This window comes from uncultured Amnibacterium sp., assembly GCF_964244015.1.
Lineage (GTDB): Bacteria > Actinomycetota > Actinomycetes > Actinomycetales > Microbacteriaceae > Amnibacterium.
Window position 1 is genome coordinate 1 of record NZ_CAXTHO010000044.1, and the last position, 20196, is coordinate 20196.

The 20196-nt window shown below is 66.2% G+C and carries 21 protein-coding genes; 14 read left to right on the plus strand and 7 right to left on the minus strand.

Going from position 1 to position 20196, the window contains the following annotated elements; genetic code table 11:
• Positions 1-1032, plus strand: a 1032-nt coding sequence (locus ACFE67_RS06995) for a hypothetical protein (RefSeq protein ID WP_375406150.1), incomplete at its 5' end; no start/stop codon positions are given.
• Between the two features lie 46 nt (positions 1033-1078).
• On the opposite strand, the gene ACFE67_RS07000 is transcribed toward ACFE67_RS06995, so the two are convergent.
• Together ACFE67_RS07000 and ACFE67_RS07005 are read right to left on the minus strand one after the other, a co-directional pair.
• A complete protein-coding gene (locus ACFE67_RS07000) occupies positions 1079-1657 on the minus strand; it encodes a hypothetical protein (protein WP_375406151.1) in 579 nt (192 codons plus the stop codon).
• Between the two features lie 240 nt (positions 1658-1897).
• Entirely contained in the window at positions 1898-2203 is a 306-nt protein-coding gene (locus tag ACFE67_RS07005) for a hypothetical protein (protein WP_375406152.1), read from the minus strand.
• Between the two features lie 63 nt (positions 2204-2266).
• On the opposite strand from ACFE67_RS07005, the gene ACFE67_RS07010 reads away from it, so the two are divergent.
• The 4 genes from ACFE67_RS07010 to ACFE67_RS07025 all read left to right on the plus strand — a co-directional run bounded on the left by ACFE67_RS07010 (position 2267) and on the right by ACFE67_RS07025 (position 3630).
• Positions 2267-2509: a nicotinamide mononucleotide transporter gene (locus tag ACFE67_RS07010; RefSeq protein WP_375406153.1), complete on the plus strand. Its 243-nt coding sequence runs from the start codon at positions 2267-2269 to the stop codon at positions 2507-2509.
• 229 nt (positions 2510-2738) lie between these two features.
• Positions 2739-3017: a hypothetical protein gene (locus ACFE67_RS07015; protein WP_375406154.1), complete on the plus strand. Its 279-nt coding sequence runs from the start codon at positions 2739-2741 to the stop codon at positions 3015-3017.
• Positions 2990-3325: an AAA family ATPase gene (locus tag ACFE67_RS07020; RefSeq protein ID WP_375406155.1), complete on the plus strand. Its 336-nt coding sequence runs from the start codon at positions 2990-2992 to the stop codon at positions 3323-3325. The genes ACFE67_RS07015 and ACFE67_RS07020 overlap by 28 nt, the downstream gene beginning before the upstream one ends.
• Positions 3307-3630: an AAA family ATPase gene (locus ACFE67_RS07025; protein WP_375406156.1), complete on the plus strand. Its 324-nt coding sequence runs from the start codon at positions 3307-3309 to the stop codon at positions 3628-3630. The genes ACFE67_RS07020 and ACFE67_RS07025 overlap by 19 nt, the downstream gene beginning before the upstream one ends.
• 119 nt (positions 3631-3749) lie before the next feature.
• Here ACFE67_RS07025 and ACFE67_RS07030 read toward each other — a convergent pair whose 3' ends face one another.
• A complete protein-coding gene (locus ACFE67_RS07030; RefSeq protein ID WP_375406157.1) occupies positions 3750-5084 on the minus strand; it encodes a DUF2130 domain-containing protein in 1335 nt (444 codons plus the stop codon).
• A 205-nt stretch (positions 5085-5289) separates the two neighbouring features.
• On the opposite strand from ACFE67_RS07030, the gene ACFE67_RS07035 reads away from it, so the two are divergent.
• From ACFE67_RS07035 to ACFE67_RS07055, 5 genes are all read left to right on the plus strand, one after another.
• Complete coding sequence (locus ACFE67_RS07035; protein ID WP_375406158.1) at positions 5290-7236, plus strand: hypothetical protein; 1947 nt, start codon at positions 5290-5292, stop codon at positions 7234-7236.
• Positions 7237-7286: 50 nt separating this feature from the next.
• Positions 7287-8855, plus strand: a complete 1569-nt coding sequence (locus tag ACFE67_RS07040) for a type I restriction-modification system subunit M (protein WP_375406159.1) — start codon at positions 7287-7289, stop codon at positions 8853-8855.
• Positions 8856-8974: 119 nt separating this feature from the next.
• Positions 8975-10051: a restriction endonuclease subunit S gene (locus tag ACFE67_RS07045; RefSeq protein ID WP_375406160.1), complete on the plus strand. Its 1077-nt coding sequence runs from the start codon at positions 8975-8977 to the stop codon at positions 10049-10051.
• Positions 10052-10100: 49 nt separating this feature from the next.
• Entirely contained in the window at positions 10101-13286 is a 3186-nt protein-coding gene (locus ACFE67_RS07050; protein ID WP_375406161.1) for a type I restriction endonuclease subunit R, read from the plus strand.
• Positions 13287-13689: 403 nt separating this feature from the next.
• Positions 13690-14391, plus strand: coding sequence for a DUF6994 family protein (locus tag ACFE67_RS07055; protein ID WP_375406162.1), 702 nt, complete (start codon positions 13690-13692; stop codon positions 14389-14391).
• A gap of 76 nt (positions 14392-14467) precedes the next feature.
• On the opposite strand, the gene ACFE67_RS07060 is transcribed toward ACFE67_RS07055, so the two are convergent.
• Positions 14468-16123 (minus strand): AAA family ATPase, encoded by a 1656-nt coding sequence (locus ACFE67_RS07060; protein WP_375406163.1) that lies wholly within the window; start codon positions 16121-16123, stop codon positions 14468-14470.
• Positions 16124-16605: 482 nt separating this feature from the next.
• Here ACFE67_RS07060 and ACFE67_RS07065 point away from each other — a divergent pair, with 482 nt between their 5' ends.
• The gene (locus ACFE67_RS07065; protein WP_375406164.1) at positions 16606-16863 is read left to right on the plus strand and encodes a type II toxin-antitoxin system Phd/YefM family antitoxin; all 258 of its coding nucleotides are present in this window, start codon (positions 16606-16608) and stop codon (positions 16861-16863) included.
• Positions 16860-17261 carry a PIN domain-containing protein gene (locus ACFE67_RS07070; protein ID WP_375406165.1) on the plus strand — a complete coding sequence of 134 codons (402 nt, stop codon included), beginning with the start codon at positions 16860-16862 and terminating at the stop codon, positions 17259-17261. The genes ACFE67_RS07065 and ACFE67_RS07070 overlap by 4 nt, the downstream gene beginning before the upstream one ends.
• Positions 17262-17290: 29 nt before the next feature.
• Here ACFE67_RS07070 and ACFE67_RS07075 read toward each other — a convergent pair whose 3' ends face one another.
• The 3 genes from ACFE67_RS07075 to ACFE67_RS07085 are packed head-to-tail and all read right to left on the minus strand — an operon-like array spanning position 17291 to position 18908.
• The gene (locus ACFE67_RS07075) at positions 17291-17650 is read right to left on the minus strand and encodes a type II toxin-antitoxin system VapC family toxin (protein ID WP_375406166.1); all 360 of its coding nucleotides are present in this window, start codon (positions 17648-17650) and stop codon (positions 17291-17293) included.
• A gap of 2 nt (positions 17651-17652) precedes the next feature.
• Positions 17653-17985: an AbrB/MazE/SpoVT family DNA-binding domain-containing protein gene (locus tag ACFE67_RS07080; protein WP_375406167.1), complete on the minus strand. Its 333-nt coding sequence runs from the start codon at positions 17983-17985 to the stop codon at positions 17653-17655.
• Complete coding sequence (locus ACFE67_RS07085; protein ID WP_375406168.1) at positions 17982-18908, minus strand: tyrosine-type recombinase/integrase; 927 nt, start codon at positions 18906-18908, stop codon at positions 17982-17984. The genes ACFE67_RS07080 and ACFE67_RS07085 overlap by 4 nt, the downstream gene beginning before the upstream one ends.
• A gap of 444 nt (positions 18909-19352) precedes the next feature.
• Here ACFE67_RS07085 and ACFE67_RS07090 point away from each other — a divergent pair, with 444 nt between their 5' ends.
• Positions 19353-19745 (plus strand): PIN domain-containing protein, encoded by a 393-nt coding sequence (locus tag ACFE67_RS07090; RefSeq protein ID WP_375406169.1) that lies wholly within the window; start codon positions 19353-19355, stop codon positions 19743-19745.
• 110 nt (positions 19746-19855) lie between these two features.
• The coding region (locus tag ACFE67_RS07095; protein WP_375406170.1) for a hypothetical protein at positions 19856-20196 on the plus strand (341 nt) is incomplete at its 3' end.

Below are 20196 nucleotides of genomic sequence, written 5' to 3' on the forward strand. Positions count from 1 at the left end.
GACGCGATCGCCGACCTGCTCGACCTGCACGTCGATGCGGCGCGGGAGGCGCAGACCCCGGCGGTGAAGCTCGTGCACTGGCTGATCGCCTTCCAGTTCGACGGCCGCCAGGACTTCTTCCAGATCGACCCCGTCGCCTACGCGCCCGCGCTGGGCGAGCAGGGGATGGCGCTGTACCGGGCGAAGCTCGTCGAGATCGAGGCGGCCCTCCCTCCGGAACGGCCGGCGGACGCGCCCTCGAGGTTCACGCTCAGCAGGTCGGATCCGGACGCCTACGCCCGGGAGGTGAAGGCGTCCCGCGAGCGGTTCCAGCTCGAGCACAACGCGCGCCGCCTGGCGGTGCTCGATCGGGACGTCGATGGGATCATCGCCACGCACCGCCGCGGCGGGACGGCGGTCTGGCTCGAGGACACGGCCAGGGCGCTGGAGGAGATCGAGCGGTCCGACCTCGCGATCGAGTGGGCCGGCACCGCGGCGCACGTCGACCTCGGCCGCCCGGCGCTGACGGCGTCCGAGTACTGGTGCGCGCTGCTCGGCGAGCACCGACCCGAGGCGCTGCCGGACGCCCGGCTCGAGGTGTTCCGCCGCTGGCCGACGGCGGCACACGCGACGAAGCTCGTCGCCGCGAGCGACGACTGGCCGGCGCTCGAGCCGGAGGTGCGGGAGACGCTGCGAGGCGTGCCGCCCGAAGCGGTGCTCTTCGCGCTCACCACCGACCCGCGCGAGGCGCTGGACCTGTACGACGAGCTCGGCGTCCGCGACCGCGCGGTCACCGAGCAGCTGGCCGCCGCGCTGGAGCCGGTCGACGCCGCGCGAGCGCTCCCGCTGCACCGCGACCTGGTGGAGATGGACCTCGTGAAGACCGACACGAGGATGTACCGGCCGGCCGCGAACCGACTCGTCCGGATGCGCAAGCTCGCCGAGGGCACCGCGCTGGCGGGTCCGGTCGACGACCTGATCGCGGGACTCCGCGCGAGGTATCCGCGCCGCTCGCGGATGCTGGCCGAGTTCGACCGGGCGCGCCTGCCCTGAGCCCGCCCCTCAGTGACTCTCCCGCCCGCCGCGGCAGGCGGACCAGTCACGCAGAGGCGGGTGAGTCCTGCTCTGTCCGCAGCTGTAGGACCAGCCGCAGCACGGACGTGACCGCCGCCGGGAGGTCCTCCTCCGATACGCCCTGGAAGGGCTCGTCGAACCGACGCTCCGGCGACACGACCGCTCGGATCCGACGGACCATCGCCGCGGGCAGCTCGTAGTCGGCGAAGGAGGCGAGCGCGTGACGGAGGGCGTCGGCCGCCCAGCCGTCCAGTGTCGGCAGCAGCCGGAGCGGCAGGTCGAGCAGCCCGCGTGCGTCACCGTCCTCGAACGGCGGGTCGATGACCTCGCGGTAGAGGACCACGTTCACGGCCATCAGCCCCGACGGCGTCGACTCGTCGACGACGGGGAGTGCGATGATCCGCCGCACGAGCTTCGCGGCTCGCTCCTCGTCGCCGGTGTCGAGGGCGGCGATCGCCTTCTCGGCGAGGTTGTCGCCCGCGGAGAGCCACGCTTCGGTCTCCGCGTTCCGCTGCTCACCGGCCGACCGCCGCGCGGGCCCGAGCGCGCGAGCGGTGTCGCGGTCCAGTTCCCGCTGGATCGCCTCGAGGTAGTCGTCAGCCATGCTTCGACCGTAGGCGCTCGTGACACGGTCTCGACGATGGCGCGGACGCCGAGCTCCGCCGCGACCGTCGCGCCCCCGTCGGCGTCGATGGAGCGGTCGCGCCGGATCTCGAGCATCGCGCACGAGACACGCGGATCGCCGAGGTGCCGAGGGGGACATCGATGCCTCGGAATCGCCGACCTTCCAACCCGCGAACGCGGCGCGAACACCATTGACGTCCGTTCGACTGCGTCGAGGTGATCAGGCGACCCGGCGTCCCTCCAGTCGGGCGGGTGGCATGAGGGAGCCGGCAGTGGCGACGCCGGTCAGTCGCTCGCCGACGACCAGCGCGTCCACGCCGATGTCCACGCGAATAGGGAAGGTGAGGCGCTGCGTCCACCGCACCCGCAGCCCGTCGCCCTCCGGCGACGTCTGCATCGCCGGCACGGGGATCGGGCGCCCGCGGTAGCTGGCGGTCACGTCGCCGTCGTTGTGGATGTGCACATCGAAGTGCAGACGTCCGATCGGCGTCGGCACCTCCACGTCCCACCACCCGGTCGCGTCCATGAACGGAGTGAACGCCGCGAAGATGACCGCCGGCCGAGGTCGTCCCCTTGATGCTCGGAAACCGTGGAGGGCTTCGCCTCCCACACCCCGAGGAAGACGATCGTGCCGCTCGTGGTCGCCGTGCTGACGACGTTCACGAATTCGACACCGCAGCTCGCGGACGCCTCGACGACCGCGGTGAGCCTGATCGCGCAGTACATGCTGAACCGGCGGTGGACCGAGAACTGGTTTGTCTGGATCGCCGTCTACGTGGTCCACATCGCGCTGTACATCGTGAAGGGCCTCTGGATCACCGGAGCGCTCTAACTGCTTTTCATCGCCCTCTGCGTCGGCGGCTACCGCGCCTGGCGCACCCACCAGGCCGCCTCGCTGGTCGAGGAGGGCGCCCCGCGCCCGTCTCGAGACCACTCCGCACGCTCAATACCGGCAGACCGATGACCAAGCCCTTCCGCCACGGCCTCGTCCTCAGCAAGATCTACCCGCTGCACGCCGCCGCTCGAACCTGATCCGCACCGCCTTCCGGCAGTGCGACGAGGTGACCGTCCAGCTGCTAGTGAACTCGGCGGAGACCATCCCGCTCAAGACCCGCCTGGCCTGGCTGCAGGAGGAGCACCCGACGGCGAACATCGTGGCGGAGATCGTCGACGCGGAGGTCGACCTCGACTCGCCGACTGCCTGGGACGACCACATGAAGGTGATCGAGCGGCTGCTTCCAAGCCGGTCGATGCGGCGTTCACGAGCGACGAGAACGGGGCCGAACTGGCGCGCCGCCTCGGCGCGACATGGGTGCAGGTCGACCCGGGCAGGCAGCTGAACCCGGTGTCGGGCACCGCGGTCTGCTCGGACCCGGAGGCGTGCTGGTGGGCGCTGGCGCCGTCGGTGCGGGCGAGCCTGACGAAGCGTGTGGTGGTTCTGGGCGCGGAGTCGACCGGCACCACGACCCTTGCCAAGGCGCTGGCGGAGGAGCTCGGGACGCTCTGGGTCGAGGAGTACGGCCGCGAGTACAGCGAGATCGCCAGGGCGTCACGGCGCCGTGGCGAAGCGACGAGTTCGACCTCATCGTCGACCGGCAGATCCAGCTGGAGTAGGAGGCGCTGCGCCGTGTGCCGAAGCCCTTGCTGATCTGCGACACGGACGTGCTCGCGACGGCGTTGTGGCACGAGCGGTACGTAGGGGAGTCGGCGGAGCGGATCCTCGAGCGGGCGGCCGCCCACCAGCCGGCGCTGTACATCCTCACCGGCGACGAGATTCCATTCGCGCAGGACGGGCTGCGGGACGCGGAGCAGATCCGGCATCAGATGCAGGAGCGGTTCCGGGGGGTGCTTGCGTTGCAGCCAGAGCCGTGGATCGAGGTGCGTGGCAGCGTTACGGAGCGCATTCGAACGACTTGTCGGTACGTCGACCAGCTGCAGCGCTTCCCGACGTGAAGGCGATCGGTGCGACCGCATGCGGCCGCACCGATCGAACCATCAACCCGTTCGCTAAGCACGAGTAACGCGGCGGGGAAGATGCGCCGGGGTTGCCGGCGCCCACGCGGCTCTCAGGGCTAAGCGGCGTCCCGCTTTTCCGAGGAGTCGAGCTCGGCGAACTTCGCCTGCATGGTCCCGTTGCCCTTGGTCAGCTTCCTGATGGTGAGGCCGGTTGCTTTGTCGTTGGCGATGCGGAGGTTCTTCTCGGAGCCCAGCAGACTCTCCTTGACCTTCTGGAGGCGATCGATAGCGGCGTCGATGTCCTTGATGGCGACGTCGAACTTGCGCTTGGCGAGATCGTAGTTGCGCGCCGAATCGGACTTGAAGTCCTCGAGCTCGGACTCGAAGCTCGTGATGTCGATGTTCTGCTTCTTGACCTGCTCCAGCTCGGCCTTGACGGCGATTGTGTCGCCGGTGGCGTTGCGCAGCAGCCCGATGAGGGGCAGGAAGAACTGCGGACGGATCACGAACATCTTCGGGTAGATGTGTGAGACGTCGGTGATGCCGGTGTACAGCTCCGAGTCCTCCTCGAGCATCGACACGAGCACCGCGTACTCGCAGCCCTTCTCGTTCCGGTCCTTATCCAGCTTGGCGAAGAAGTCCGAGTTCTTTTTCTTGGTCGACGAGAGGTCCGCCTCGTTCTTCATCTCGAACATGATCGAGAGGTACTCGACATCGCCATCCCCGAAGTCGCGGAAGACGTAGTCGCCCTTGGTGCCGGCAGAGGCGTCGTTGTCCTTGCCGAACGCGGCGTTGGGGAACGCGAGCGAGCGGACGCGGTCGAACTCGGTTTCGCAGTGCTGCTCAAGCGTCTCGCCGAGCAGCTTGACCGAGAGCTTCGCCTTCATGTCCTTGTAGCGCTCGATGAGCTCGTCCCTGAGGGCGAGTTCCTTCGAGTGCGACTCGCTGAGCGCTGCGTCCTTCGCCTTCTGCTCGGCTCGCTGCACCGCGAGGAGGTTCTCGGCCTCGCTGAGCTGCTTCTCCGCGGTCGTGACCGCCTTGGTGACGGCGAGCTCCTGGAGGGTCGCCGCCTTCTCCAGCTCGGCCCGCAGGTTCTGGATTTGGGACTCCTTCTCCGCGACTGCCTTCTGCGACTGCTGAGCGGCCTTCGCGCCGGCGAGTTCCGTGACGGTGTCCGCGTTCTCCAGCTCGACCTTGAGGCGCTCGATCTCGGCGTCCTTCTCCGCCGCAGTCAGCTGCGACTGCTGGGCGAGCTTCGCCTCGACGAGCGCGATCTCGGCCTGCTTGGTCCTCTCGGCTTCAGCGAGGCGCGCGTGGAGCTCGCTCTCGAACTCGGTGGTCCGCACTTGGCGCACGATGTCGGCGTACTCCGACTCGTCGACGGTGAAGGGCGTGCCGCAATGCGGGCACTTGAAGTCCCTGGTGGTGGCGGGGGGCTGGGTGTCGATCATCTGAGGGTTCCAATCGTGATGGGAAGCGAGCCGCGCGGCGGGGAGGTGCGCCGTCCGGCGACGACGGTGGTCGCGGCGCCAATCGTGATTGGAGAAGTCGGACAGTGCGATGAACTGGGTGATAAAGGGGATTATCGCGCATTAGTTGTGGCAAATCGGCGGCGCGGGCTACGGTCGACCCATCACCACCGCAACGCCGCTCCTCATGGACCTGACCGGCGTCGCCCGGCTGGCCCGCGTCCAGCGGCCTGTCGCATCCGTGTGGCGGACGAGGTTCGCGGCGTCGCTCGATCCCTTTCCGCCAGTGCTGAGCGAGAAGAACGGCCGTGCGCTCTTCGATGCGATGGCGGTGGCGGCGTGGCTGGCGCGCACCGGGCACGGGAACAATCGGGATGCTGTAGCCGACACCGCCGCGGCCGCTGCGCCCGCCCGGTTCGACTTCGCCGACGCCTCACATGTCGCTGCGGTCGACGCGCTGCTCGCTCTTCGCGCGGTCTCGGGGTCGGCTGTGGGCGGAGCCTCCCTCTCCGAACTCGTAGAGCGAGCCACTGTCGCCGATCCCGACGACTCATGCCTCGTGACAGAGCTCTCGCGTGCCGAGCCGACCTGGGCGGAATGGACGGACTCGCTGGCGGACGCCGCCTACTCACCGCTCGAGGCGTCACGGCTTCTCGAGCGGCGCCATCTGGCGACCACGTCTTCGGCGGGTTCGTCGGGTCCCCTTACGAGCGACGCTGACGCCCTGCTGACGGCGCTGGTGCACGCGCTAGGGGTCGATCGCCTGGCAGACGTTCTCGTGGGGCCGGGAATCTCCGCGTCCTTTGGCTCCGAACTCGTTCCGCAACTCGGCGACGACGTCGAGTTGGTGGTGTCGCCGCTCCCACAGGGGCGCGCCATCCGCCGGCGCCTCCTCTGCGACGGAATCGTTCTCCCCGCAACGCAGCCCACACGGGAAGCGCCCCGACTGCACATCGAGCGCTTACCCCTGAGGGGGGCAAGATCGGCGGCGGAGATGCTCCAAGTCGTCGATGACCTCGTGCTCGACATGCGCGATCAGGACCGCGCGATCGTCATCGCGCCCGCGTCGGTGATGGTCGGGCCCCTCAGGCTCGCCGATGGACTTACACGAACGGATGTGCTGCGATCGGGCCGGGTGAGGGCGATTGCGAAGCTTCCCAGCGGTCTGGTGACAGCGGCCCCGCGCGAGGCCCTGGCGCTATGGGTACTCGGGCGCGAGACGGGAGACGTGCCCATCGCCGACCGCTTCACGGCGGTCATCGACCTGACGAATGCCTCTCTCACTCTCGCATCCCGGTCGGACCTCGTGAGCGACGTGCTGGCCTCCATGGGTGGCGCGCGCGATGTCCGGGCGCATGCCTTCCGCTTCGCCCGCTTGATTCCGACACGAGCCTTGCTCGCCTCACGCGGCGCGCTCGTTCGAGGGGGACGCGCCCGCGCCCTCGACGTACGGGCGGCGCGAGATCTGCCCGCGCTGCTCGACCAGGCACGTGTCGAGCTCGGCGAAGACGCGCCTCCGCTGATGCCCTCCGCCGAGCCCGGCCCCACGATCCCGTCGGCCCTCGTGGAGGAGCTCATCGCGCAGCGACATCTGCGAGTGCTCTCGGGAACGCACGTCAAGTCCGACGAGTTCTCCGCATCGGGCCTGGTTGTCATCTGCGCGGAGGATCTCGACGCCCCGGCACGCATCGGCGATCGACGTATCGACCAGTTGACGTTCGCCGCGCAGCATCCCTCGGTTCGGCTCACAGTTGCTGGCGACGTGGTCTTCCGGACTGGGCCGACCGCGAAGGCCTGGGTGGATCTGGACGGCTCGAAGATCGTGGCCCATCCGGCCCGGGTGCTGCGGATCGACGCCGCAGACCCTGGAGGACTCGTCCCCGAACTCGTCGCGGCCGACATCGGGGGCTCCTTCGGCGGCCCTGCAGCGTGGCGGAGGTGGCGGCTGCGCCGCGTTGCACCAGCATCGATCGTGCCGCTGCGTGCTGGTCTCTCGGACGTCGCGGTACGTCGCGAGGCTCTCGCGCGCCGACTCAAGGCCCTCGACACCTATGCCGAACTGCTCTCCGCCGGCGTCGTGCTCGGCGCCGTGACGCTCACCGACCCTGCCGCGTACTCGGCATCCGAGAACTGAAGGACACCATGCCCCGCACACCAAACGTCGGTTCGACAGCACCGTCGACGATGAAAGAGCTGAAGGACACGCTCTGGAAGGCCGCCGACAAGCTGCGCGGCTCCATGGACGCGTCCCAGTACAAGGACGTGATCCTCGGGCTCGTCTTCCTTAAGTACGTCTCGGACGCATTCGATGAGCGGCGCGCCCAGATCCGAGCCGAGCTGGCCGCCGAGGGGTACGACGAGGACCAGATCGCCGAGCTCATCGACGACGCCGACGAGTACACCGGACGTGGTGTGTTCTGGGTGCCGGCCAATGCGCGGTGGTCGTTCCTCGCCGACAACGCGAAGGGCATCGAAGCGTCACTTGACGCGCCGCAAAAGTCGATCGGGCAATTGATCGACGAAGCGATGGATGCCGTCACGCAGAGCAATCCGCAGTTGAGTGGAACGCTTCCGCGAATCTTCAACCGCGACAACGTCGACCAGCGGCGTCTCGGCGAACTCCTCGACCTGCTCAACTCCGCGCGCTTCGCCGGACAGGGCCAGGCGGGGGCCTCGGGACGACGAGCTCGCGACCTCCTTGGCGAGGTGTATGAGTATTTCCTCGAGAAGTTCGCCGCCGCTGAGGGCAAGCGGGGCGGCGAGTTCTACACGCCTGCGGGTGTGGTGCGAGTGCTCGTCGAGCTGCTGCAGCCCGATCACGGGCGCGTGTACGACCCGTGCTGCGGGTCGGGCGGCATGTTCGTGCAGGCGGAGAAGTTCATCGACGCGCACCATGGAGAAGGTTCGGACATCTCCGTCTACGGGCAGGAACTCAACGAGCGCACCTGGCGCATGGCGAAGATGAACCTCGCGATCCACGGCCTGTCGGGCAACCTGGGCTCACGCTGGGGCGACACGTTCGCTCGAGATTTGTACCCCGAGATGCAGGCCGACTTCGTCATGGCCAACCCACCATTCAACATCAAGGACTGGGCACGAAGTGAGTCCGATCCGCGCTGGAAGTACGGCGTGCCCCCCTCTGGCAACGCGAACTACGCGTGGATCCAGCACATCCTGTCGAAGCTGGCGCCCGGCGGGCAGGCCGGCGTCGTGATGGCGAACGGCTCGATGTCTTCAAACTCCGGCGGGGAGGGACAGATCCGAGCCGAGATTGTTGAAGCGGACCTCGTGTCATGCATGGTCGCGCTACCGACACAACTGTTCCGCTCAACCGGTATCCCCGTGTGTGTCTGGTTCTTCGCAAAGAACAAAGGCGAGCGAAATGGGCAGGTGCTGTTCATCGATGCTCGGGATCTCGGCCACATGGTCGATCGCGCCGAGCGCGCGTTCTCGGACGACGACATAGCGAAGATCGCGGGCACCTTTCACGCATGGCGAGGAATCGGCTCGGACACCACGCTCGACCAGTACACGGACGTGCCGGGCTTCGCTTACTCAGCGACGCTCGCCGAAATCAAGGCCGCGCACTACTCACTAGCTCCGGCCCGTTTCGTGGGCGCCGCGGAATCGGGCAAAATCGGTGAGCCGATGGAGGAAGTGCTTGCTCGTCTCCGGGCGGAGTTGGAATCTCACTTTGTGGAGTCAGCACGCCTGGCCGAGGCAGTCCGCGAACAACTCGGAAGAGTCTCGTGAACCGCGTTGCTATCAGGACGGTTGCTTGCGATCGCGGACTAGTAGGAGGGCCCTTTGGGTCCTCTCTCGTCAGCAACGATTACACCGACATTGGCGTCCCCGTCATCCGCGGAGTCAACATGGCGCGAGGGCGCTATATCACCGGGGGCTTTACCTTCGTTTCGGAGGACAAACTCCAGCGCGACCTTGGCCGCAACACGGCACGGCCTGGGGACATCATCTTTACCCAGCGCGGCACCCTCGGACAGGTGGCGCTCGTGCCTAAAGGTGAGTACGAAACGTTCGTTGTTTCGCAAAGTCAAATGCGGTTGCGCGTGGATCCAGTTGTAGCCGACGCTCGATACATCTACTACGCGTCGACGACGGACGACTTCCTTAGGCAGATCACCGAGCGTGCAATCTCAACCGGGGTACCTCATATCAATTTGGGCATTCTGGCGGAGTTGGAAGTGCCGCTACCTTCCATTGCCGAGCAGCAGGCCATTGTGGAGGTGCTTGGCGTTCTTGACGACAAGATCGCGGCCAATATCGCGATCGCCGCAACCGCTGACCGGTACCTGGCAACGCTGTTGGAGGATCTGCTGGACGAGGCCTCAGGCACCGTAAGCCTTGGCAGCATCGCGGCCGTCAACGAGCTAGCAGTTAAGCCCAATCCTGGAGGCCAGCTGCGCTATGTCGATATCGCGTCAGTCGGGGTCGGCACGTTTGAGTACCCAGACGTCTCCGATTGGGACCAAGCGCCAGGTCGCGCGCGGCGAGCTCTCCGCCGCGGCGACACCATCTGGTCCACCGTTCGTCCCAACCGTCGATCCCACGCGCTCAACCTTGCCGACGATCCCCTGCTCGTTGCATCGACGGGGCTGGCTGTGCTCACGCCTACCCGAGCCGGATTTGCTTACCTATACGAGGTGACAAAGCGACCGGGATTCACTGCCTACTTGGAGACCGTCGCAGAGGGCAGCGCCTACCCCGCCGTTCGGGCCGAGCGGTTCTTGAGCGCGCCTGTTCCCGCGATATCGTCAGCGCGTGCGGAGACTTTCGAAGCAATCGCGGCGCCACTGCGCGAAGCAGTGTTCGCGGCTTTCGAGGAGAATAGGACTCTTACTGTGACGCGCGACACGCTGCTCCCTCAGTTGATGTCAGGCGATTTCCGTGTCCGTGACGCTGAGAAGGTCGCGACAGATGCTGGCGCGTGAGGGCAAGCAGGACGACGACGGGGCAAGTTGAATAGTGAAAGGCGAAGCGATGACGGGCATTTCCGAAGCCGATTGGGAGCACGCGGCGCTAGAGTATCTCGCCGAACCGCTTCTTTGGGATCTGCGGCGCGGCGAGGAAATCGCTCCGGGTACCGGCGAACGCGAAGCCTGGGACGAGCTCCTTATCCGCCCGCGGCTTCTGAACGCAATGCGCCATCTCAACCCCGACGTGCCGGTGCCCTTCCTGCAGCAAGCACTCGCGGAGATCGCCTCTCCCAAGTCCCTTGATGCGATCACCGAGAACCAGCGTATCCACGAGTACCTCGTCGGCGGCTATCCGCTCAGCTACATCGACACGAACGGCGTCGAGCAGAACCCGCGCATCCGGCTGCTCGGTACGCCGGATCAAAACGACTGGCTGGTCGTGAACCAGATCACGATCCGGCAGGCCGACCTGCACCGCCGGTTCGACATCGTGCTCTACGTGAACGGGATGCCCTTGAGCATCGTGGAACTCAAGAAGGCCGGGTCCGACTCCACCGGCGTCGCTCCCGCGCACGCGCAGCTGCAGACGTACCTCCGCGAGTTCCCCATGGCGTTCCGGTTCTGCGTGTTCACATTGGCGAGCGACGGGCTCGACGCCAGGTACGGCACCCCGTTCACGCCGCTCAACCACTTCGCTCCCTGGAACGTGGACGATGACGGAGCCCCGCTGCAGCAGCCGCGTATCGAGGACGGAATCGACGTTCTTCCGGTCGACGACGCGCTGAACGGCCTCTACAACCAGGAGCGTTTCCTCCAGTTGGTCCGCAGCTTCACCGCCTTTGACGAGGGGTCCGAGGGGCTCGCCAAGCGCATTGCGAAGCCGCACCAGTACTTCGCGGTCACGAAGGCGGTGGGCAGCACGATCCAGGCGGTCGAGACCAATGGCAAGGCCGGTGTCGTCTGGCACACGCAGGGCTCGGGCAAGTCGATGGAGATGGAGCTCTATACCAACCTGGTGTCGCGGCATCCAAAGCTCAAGAACCCCACTGTGATCGTCGTAACCGACAGGACAGAACTCGATGGCCAGCTCTTCGGCTCGTTCGACAGGAGCCTGTCGCTCGCGGAGAAGCCCGTGCAGGTGCGGGAGCGAGCGCAGCTGCGCGACGAGCTCACCGAGCGGGTGACCGGGGGGATCTACTTCACGACGCTGCAGAAGTTCGGGCTGACCGAGTCGGAGAAGAGGTCCGGTACGCAGCACCCGCTGCTGACGAACCGCCGCAACGTCATCGTCATCGTCGACGAAGCCCACCGCAGCCACTATGACGATCTCGACGGCTACGCCCGGCACCTGCGCGACGCCCTGCCGAACGCAACGCGCATCGCGTTCACGGGGACGCCGATTTCGTTTGCGGAGCGCGATACGCGCGCCGTGTTCGGCGACTACATCGACATCTACGACCTGACCCGCGCTGTCGTAGATGGGGCAACGGTTCCCGTCTACTTCGAGCCGCGGCTCATCAAGGTGACGCTCACCCAAGGCACGACCGAGGAGGACATCGATCGTGCCGCCGATGAGTACACACTCGGGCTCGACAATACCGAACGCGCGCGGATCGAAGCCTCCGTCGCTGTCGTCAACGCCGTGTACGGGTCGCCCGAGAGGATCAGTGCGCTGGCACAGGACCTTGTCACGCACTGGGAAGAACGCCGCGCGCGCATGGTCCCGTTCATCGGATCTCCGGGGAAGGCGCTCATCGTCGGCGGCACGCGTGAGATCTGTGCGCGCCTGTACTCGGCGATCGTCGCACTGCGACCGGACTGGCACTCCGACGCGCTCGATGGCGGCAAGATCAAGGTCGTTTACTCGGGATCGGCCACCGACCAGCCGCCCGTCAGCGATCACGTGCGGCGAGACTCCGCGAATGCGGCGATCAAGGACCGTCTGAAGGACGCCTCGGATGAACTCGAGCTCGTCATCGTCAAGGACATGATGCTCACGGGATTCGACGCGCCTCCGCTTCACACGCTCTACCTGGATCGCCCGCTCAAGGGCGCCCTGCTCATGCAGACGCTCGCCCGGGTGAACCGCACCTTCGAGGGCAAGGAGGACGGTCTGCTGGTAGCGTACGCGCCGCTCGCGGACAACCTCGCCAAGGCCCTGTCGGAGTACACCGTCGCCGATCAAGAGAATCGACCGATCGGACGTGACGTCGACGAGGCCGCCGGAATCGCGATCGAGCTCGTCGCGCAGATCCGGGACATGCTCGCCCGCTGCGACTGGCGCGCCGTCCTCCAGCGGGGCGGCACACGCGCCATGCTGACCGCCGCTACGACTGCGACCAACTTCTTGCGGGATGCGGCGGATCCGCTGAACGATCTCGAGCTCGGCGCGGACCGCCTCGCCAACCGCTACCGCGCCGCTAGTGGGCAGCTTGCTCGCGCGTGGGCGCTCAGTTCGGGGCGGGCCTCGCTCGCTGAGGTACACGACGAGATCGCCTTCTACGAAGAAGTGCGAGTGTGGATGGCGAAGTTCGACGCCATCGAACGGCAGTCGCGCGACGAGCCGGTGCCCGAGGAGATCGAGCGGCTGCTCAGCGGCCTCGTCGCTGGGGCGATGTCGACCGGCGAGGTGGTCGACATCTACGAGGCAGCCGGACTGCCTCGTCTCTCGCTCGATGACCTAGGCCCGGAGTTTCTCGCTAAGGCGCAGGCGGCGCCTAATCCGCACCTGGCGATCGAGGCGCTACGGAAGTCGCTCGTCGACGCCGGGGCCCGCGCAAGCCGCGGGAACCTGATCCGCCAGCGCGCGTTCTCGGAGCGCATCGCCGAGATCATGAAGCGGTACACCAACCAGCAACTCACGGCGGCGGAGGTCATCGCAGAGCTGGTCGAGTTGGCGAAGGAGGTCGCTGCCGAGGCGGCCCGCGGCGAGCGCTTCACTCCACCGCTGTCGAACGACGAGCTCGCGTTCTACGACGCCGTCGCGCAGAACGAGTCCGCCGTCGCAGTGCAGGGTGAGGACGTGCTGGCGCAGATCGCGCGCGAGCTCGTCTCGGTGATGCGGCGGGACGTGCGTACCGACTGGACTGTGCGTGACGACGTGCGCGCGAAGCTCCGGTCATCGATCAAGCGGCTGCTCGTCAAGTACAAGTACCCGCCGGACAAGCAGCCCGAGGCGATCAAGCTCGTGATGGACCAGATGGAATCGATGGCGCCGCGGTACGCCGAGGACCAGCAGCCGGCCGCCTGAGGCGGCGGTGGCTTGGTTGGACGCTGGAGGACGGTCCCGTGGGCCGTTGGGCAGAACCCAATGACGCCCATGTCGATGCGTTCGTATGCGCCCTGAGGTCGCATCGGCCGTCTCCGATGCCTCCAAGCGCTCCTCGAAGAAACGAGGAATCCAGGCATCGAAGCACCGTTGTTTACGCAGCAGGGGCGGTGGCTGTGGTCGACGCTCCAAGAATTGCTTTCGAGCACCTTCTGCTAGCCGAATGACGCGATCGATGCCTGTCCTAGTCGCGCATATTCATCTGAGCGCCACATCCTTTCCGAGGGAGATTAGGCATTCTAACTCAGGGGTTACGGAATCGAGTGAGCGCAATGCGACGTCTCGGCTTGTACTTGAGCACCTACGGGTGCGCTATCATCTATCGATGAGCGACGCCGTCATCGACTTGACTATTGACTTTCGAGCAGAGTCGGCCGGTCGGGATCCCGACTCGTACAGCCCGACGCTGCAGCGATACCACCAATTACTGTGGTCCAAGCCGCTTCCGTCCGGGGCTGAATTTGACCTGACCGCGGTGAAGGTCGGCGGGGCGAGAGTCTTGCGGCATGAATCCGCTCTTGGGGTCTTCGTACTCTCGAGCGACACGCTCACCAACTCGAACAAGAACAAGCTTCGACCGTTCTACGACCGGATGCGCGCGGATGTGAACGCGGCCTGGCACCGCGACGCCGGGTCAATCGGCGGCCGACTGGTGTTTCCTCGAAACAAGATCGAGGGCAGGCAGACAGTCAATCAAGAGCGTGGTACGAACCACCGAATTCGCGACCGTTTCGATCTCACGCTCGAGGCTATCCGCCGACACTATGTCGGCCAGCAATCACCCCTCACGGCCGCATTGCAGCGATATGCGGATTTCTTCACTTTGTTCGGGGACTTCTCAGGCTACGTCCGTTTCTTCCTCCTTGACGATCTTGTCCACGAAGGCGCAGTGCGGTTCTACCTTCCCTTCGCTGGGTACGACGGCTCTCCGTTGCCGCAGACCTTCGAGGCCTATCAAGTGTTCCGTGCGGCGCAACTCGCGTTCGTCGCTGCCCGCAACAGCCGCATCGCAGCCGAGATCCGTTGAGGCAGTGCGTCGCTAAAATGATACGGGGCTCGGGATCTGTTCGCCGGCCGGATCTGAGAGGATCGAGCCCCCGAACTCAAGGTGTGACAACAGCTTTCATAAAATCCCTTGGCGCCTGCAGTGACTTATGCAGCCCTGCTTCGAGGACCTCATCTACCCATCTCTCTTTTTCCTGGGCGCTCGACGCATAAAAGGATTCCAGTACCCCCGTCGCGAGCACATGTATGCCGACCCCAGACAGCTCATCGACGAGCGCCGCGGCTGCTATTCTTGCTGGCGCTGATTGCATCACGTTAATGCCAGCCAGTTTCAGTTGTGGCCGAACGCCCTCACTGCTCACCGCGCTCGAGACTGTATTGATCCAGTTCGTCCATTCGGACTTCCACTCACGACCCAAGGCTTCCGCGATCCGGCGCAGTAGGGACGGCCCGTCGCAGAGAGCGTCAACGTCGAGAATCACTTTGATGTCGCAACCCAGAGAGGCCAAAGCCTCGACGCGTTTTGGGACTCCCGCTTTCCCAGAGGCGCCCAAAAAGATGGCCTCGGCGGCACGGGCGCTCATTTCTGAGTCCTCTACTATGCCGTCGAGAACTGCGCCATAAAAGCGGCAGTCAGGTTCTGCTTCGCACACGATAACTCGGCGGTAGAACAGTCCTTCGAGTAGGTTCGAATAGCGCAGCACCGCCGTCGTCCAAACGTGTTTGACCAAGCTGGTATTAACATGATGAAGACGGTTTCCTGTTCCCTCCCGTGAGACTCGGACGAAGTTGAGAGGACATGTGCTCTCCAGAAGGCCGATGATAAAATCTTTATCGTGGGTGACGCAGATCACTTGCTTGCCTCGGTCGGTTGCCTGCTGTCCCACAAGACGGCCCAGAGCGCGTGCCTGAGGCGGATGCAAGTAGGTCTCTGGCTCGTCGAAGATGAATATGTCTGCGTCGCCCAAGGTGATTGTCACGGCTAACGACATGTACGCCTGCACTCCTTGCCCCTGGCTTGATAGCTTTGGAAGCTGGCTTATTTGACGACGGTAGGCTTCTGTCGGGCGGTGGCCGACGAGCAGTGATTTATCGTCGAGTCCGATCCTGAAGCCGCCGCCCGAAACCGTGTCTAGCGTCAATTCTGAGTCGAAGCCTTGCTCGAATATCCGACTTACTTGTTGCTCGACCTCCCAGGATCTCACGACCATCCCCATCAAAGACGGATCTTGATCGGGCGTCCCTTGCATGGAATTGTAAAATTGTGCAGTGACCGAGCTGCCGATGGCGTTGTCTGTGATAAACCACGGGGCCGCGATCTGGTCGAGTCGACTTTGCGACATGCTCGATTGGATTTGTCGCGCGGTAGCGTTTTGGCCCCCGCCTTTCGGAGTGTATTGGGGTGTTCCTGCTTGATCTGGCCAGATCGCACCCGCACGCGCGAGAAGCAGGTCGAGCAGTCGTTGAGGTACGCCAGTTTCACCCATTCCGTAACCCACAAAAGCGGGATCGATGAGTGGTAGCGCGGGTTCGGTTCCGACTTCGCTCAGGACGACGGGCAGTCCGTCTGGCGTCGCGTAGATGTGGCGGCGAATATCGGCTAGAAGCTGCGACTTGCCGACGTTGTTAGCGCCGACTATGCACGTGACACCGTTGGCCGGCAAGTCAATGTTGTCTCCAAGGTTGGAGATGATGCGGCTGATCTTGAGGTGCATCGCTTGAGCAGTGTCTTGGGATTGGCTTGGATCGGTCATGATGCAAGTCTGCCGTGCGACTCGGACGTGCCCCTCGTGATGGCAGCGCCCGCGTCACTTACGGCCAGCAATCCGACCTGCGATCGCGCGTAAGCGGCTCCGCAACTCCGACGTGTCGCGGCCCCGCAAGGAGATCGGGGTGCAGCCGGAGCCGGCCCTCCGTCCGTTGACCAGAGCAACCGTAGCGACCGCGAGTCAGGCCTTCGGTCGCACCACGCCAGTCGGGGTCGCTGACGGCTTTGGGTGGGTGATGGATCCCTGCGGGCTGTAGCCGAGTGTTTCGGTGTGAGTCACCTGCGGACGGTCGGCCTTCTGCCGGACGGTCTTCGTCATTCCCGTTCCTCCTCCGCCTGAGTTCATTCCGGGATTTCATCCTCCCGCACGACGATCCAGAGGTCGGCAGTTCCGTTCGCTGGTGCTTCGAGCCGGTGTGGTTCTCGCCACTCCGGCCCAACTGTGGCAGGACTGCTACAGTTGGGCACATGTCGATTATCGCCTCGCGTGACTTGCGCAATCACACCGCCGACGTGCTGCGTCAGGTCGCCGATGGCACTCCGGTCACGATCACGGTGAACGGCCGGCCGGTCGCGGAGATCGGGCCGGTTCGCACAGCGCGACCAAGATTCCTCACCAAGGCGGATCTGATCGACCTGGTGATGAACGCGCAAGCGGACCCTGGACTCACCGTCGACCTTGAGCGACTTGCCGGCGAGACCACAGACGACCTGGGCGCGCCGTGAACGACCGCCCGGCGCTCTTGGACACGAGCGTGCTGATCGCCCGCGAATCGGGTAGGCGATTGGATGTCGAGTCTCTGCCGGACGAAGCGGTGATCAGTGTCGTGACGATCGCAGAACTGCACGCAGGGGTGCTCGCCGCGCCGAGCACAGCGGTGCGCGCCCAGCGCCTCGCGACGCTCGAGGCCGTCAGCGTGGCCGAGGCGCTTCCGGTCACACCCGCGGCGGCGCGTCGATGGGCTGAGCTGCGCGTGCGTCTTGCCGAGCAGGGCCGCCGCGCCAAGATCAATGATCTGTGGATCGCGGCGGTGGCGCAGGCAAACTCGATGGACGTGGTCACACAGGACGACGATTTCGACGCGATTGAAGCAGCCGGCGGGCCGCGGGTGCGGCGGGTCTGAGGAGCACGTCCCCGGCCAGGTTGTCGGAGTCAGCGGATGAGTGTGACCCGGGGGCGGTCGGACCAGGCGCGGTCCGCGGTGATGACGTCGGCATCGAGTCGAGTGCCGAGTGCAAGGCAGAGCCGATCGGCAAGTGAAAGTTGGGATGCGGTCGGCCAGAGGGCGGCGGCGGCCTCCGCGTCCTCGCGGGTCACGGGCTCGACCGTCAGATCGAACGAGAGCAGCACGTCGTGCGCGATCGGCCACGTCGTCGGGTCCGCGGCGACCTTTTGAGCGACCTCCGACCAATTCGCTGCGCTGATCCGGCCTCCGTCGAGCAGGCTGCGCTGGACGACCTCGCCGCCTGCTTCGCCCCGCAGAAATGCGAGGAGCGCCGAAGCATCGAACACGGTCACTGGTCGGCGAGGTCTGCGGCGGCCTCGGCTCGGCGGTCGGCGAGGAGTTCATCGACGAGCGGGCGATCCGCGAGCTTCTCGCGAACCATCTGCAGCGCGGTGTCGCGATCCGTGAGCAGGAGGCCGTTCGGCGCCTCCACAAGGATCAGCGTCGTGCCCGGAGTCCAGTGCCGACGTTCGCGGACTGCCGCAGGGACCACTATGCGACCTTTGTCCCCGAGGACGACGCGGGATGATCCACTCACAGTGGGAGCGTACCACCGGTGTCGCCGGGTGCCACTTAATGGATGCGTGTGCCACTGACGGGCGCGAGAAGCGGTTCGCGTCATTCCGCAGCATCCAGCAGGTCGGCCGCGATCCGGTGGTTCGCGTGGGTGTCGTAGTCCAAACGCCCCCGGTCGTACCGTGCCGTGATCCGCGGGTCGGAGTGCCGGGCCGCGACCTGCATGTCGCGCAGCGGGATACCCGCGTCCAGTCCCAGCGTCACAAAGGTGTGCCGGAGGCTGTGCGGCGAGATCGGTTTGTCGATGCCTGCCGCTCGGCACAGCCGCGTGATCGCGAGCGCGGCCGCCCGTCGGGTCCACGGGCGCTCGGGGAGCGGGCCGCGCTCGGGCCGCAGGAGGATCGGGCCGTGCGTGCGGGTGCCGACCGCGGCCAGAAGCATCTCGTTCACGGCCCGGGGGAGCGGGATCGTCGCCGGCTTCGCGCCCTTCCCGACGATCCGCAGCGTGGGGTGACCGCGGATCACGACGCCGAGGTCCTCGACGCGGGCACCCGTCGCCTCCGACACCCGCAGCCCGAGCAGCGCCATCATGGCGACGAGCGCCAGCTCCGAAGCCGTCGACGCGCGTGCCGCGGCCAGGAGCGCACGCAGTTCGTCGCGGTCGAGCGCCAGCTGGCGGGTGGTGTCTGCGAACACCCGGGGCCGGCGCAGCATCGCGGTCGGATCGGCGACCAGGTAGCCGTCGATGGTCGCGAAGCGGTAGTAGCCGAAGACCGGCGTCAGGTGATGGGCGACGCTGCTCGGAATGCATCCCCGCTCCTGCTCCAGGTACCGCACGAAGAGCTCGAGATGCACGCGCTTCGCCGCGAGCGGATCGAGCCCGTGATCGGTGCACCAGGTGAAGAGCAGTCGCAGCGAGACGGTGTAGCTGCGCAGGGTGTTGCCGGAGTAACGGGCGAGGTAGGACGCGGCCGCCAGTGCCCACAGTGGCGGGGGTGCGATCGGCGTCGGCGTAGCGAGCTCCTGCATCGAAATCCTCCTCCCCTCGGGAGGTCGCACGGTAGCCGCCGCCCTCAGGGTCCTGCGGCTGAGTCGGGGTTACCGGCGCCGCAGGCCGAAAGCGCGGCCTGGGGAGGAGCGCATCCGATGTGTCCGCCCTTGCCGCTCGGTCCGAGCACCTGACCGGCACGGAGCAACTGCCGGCGCGCGGTGCCGCGGTGTGCACTGTCGAGTACGCCGTCAACGATGGACGCCGGGCCTGCGAGCCGTCGCGGCGGGAGAGACCGTGCAGGTGACGAACAACGGCAGAGTCGCGGCGCTCATCGTGCCTCCGCCGGTCGATCCGCTCGACGAGCTAATCGAGCGCGGCCGGGCTCGAGCGCCGCTCGTCTCACCGACCGGCTTCGCATCGATCGAGCGGGTCTCATCCGAGCGCTCGAATGCGCAGATTCTCGATGACCTCCGGAATCCGTGGTGAAGCTGTACCTCGACACCTCGGCGGCGATGAAGCTGCTGGTCCAGGAAGCCGAATCCGCCGCGCTCGCCGATGCGCTCTACGCACACGCCGGGTCGAGCCGGCTGCTGGGGTCCTGGTTGCTGCACGCCGAGTTGCAGTGCGCTGCCGTTCGACACCCTTCGGTGATCCGACCCGGGTCGGTGACCGCGGTGCTCGACCGGTTGGTGCTGGTCGATCTCGACCGGACGGATCTGCTCGACGCACCCGTCCGAGGCGCGTGCCTTCGGTCCCAGGACGCGCTGCACCTCGCGGTCGCCCTCCGCGTCGGCGCCGACGCACTCCTGACCTACGACGCGGAACAGGCGCGTGCGGCGCTCGCCGCGGGGATCCAGGTCCTGCAGCCGGCCTGAGGTCTGCCCCAGACGAAGACCGTCCGCGGTCTCGACGCCGACTACCGCGGCTGACCATCCGCCTCCGCCTGCTCGCACCTGATGTCCGACCCCTGTCGTTCACTGCAGGCATGAGCGAGGTGGAGCTGGACACGGACGACCGCCCTGCTCGTCGCGTCGACGAGGTGCTCACCATCCAGATGCGGTGGTTCCTGAACGAGGTCGAGGGGAAGCGGCGGCGGCGCCTCCAGCAGGCCCTGGCGGATCTCCGCGAGTGCATCGAGGTCCACGGCGAGCGCGTCATGGACGAGCCGGATCTGCGCCTGCTCGAGCTCGAGCGACAGTTCTTCGGCCCGGAGGGGGCGGTGGGGCGTGTCGCGCCGGCGCGGGTGCTCCTGCTCGTCATCCCCACGTACCTCGAGTCGACACGATGGCAGGGCGTCGAGGACGAGGACCGACGCGTCCGCATGCG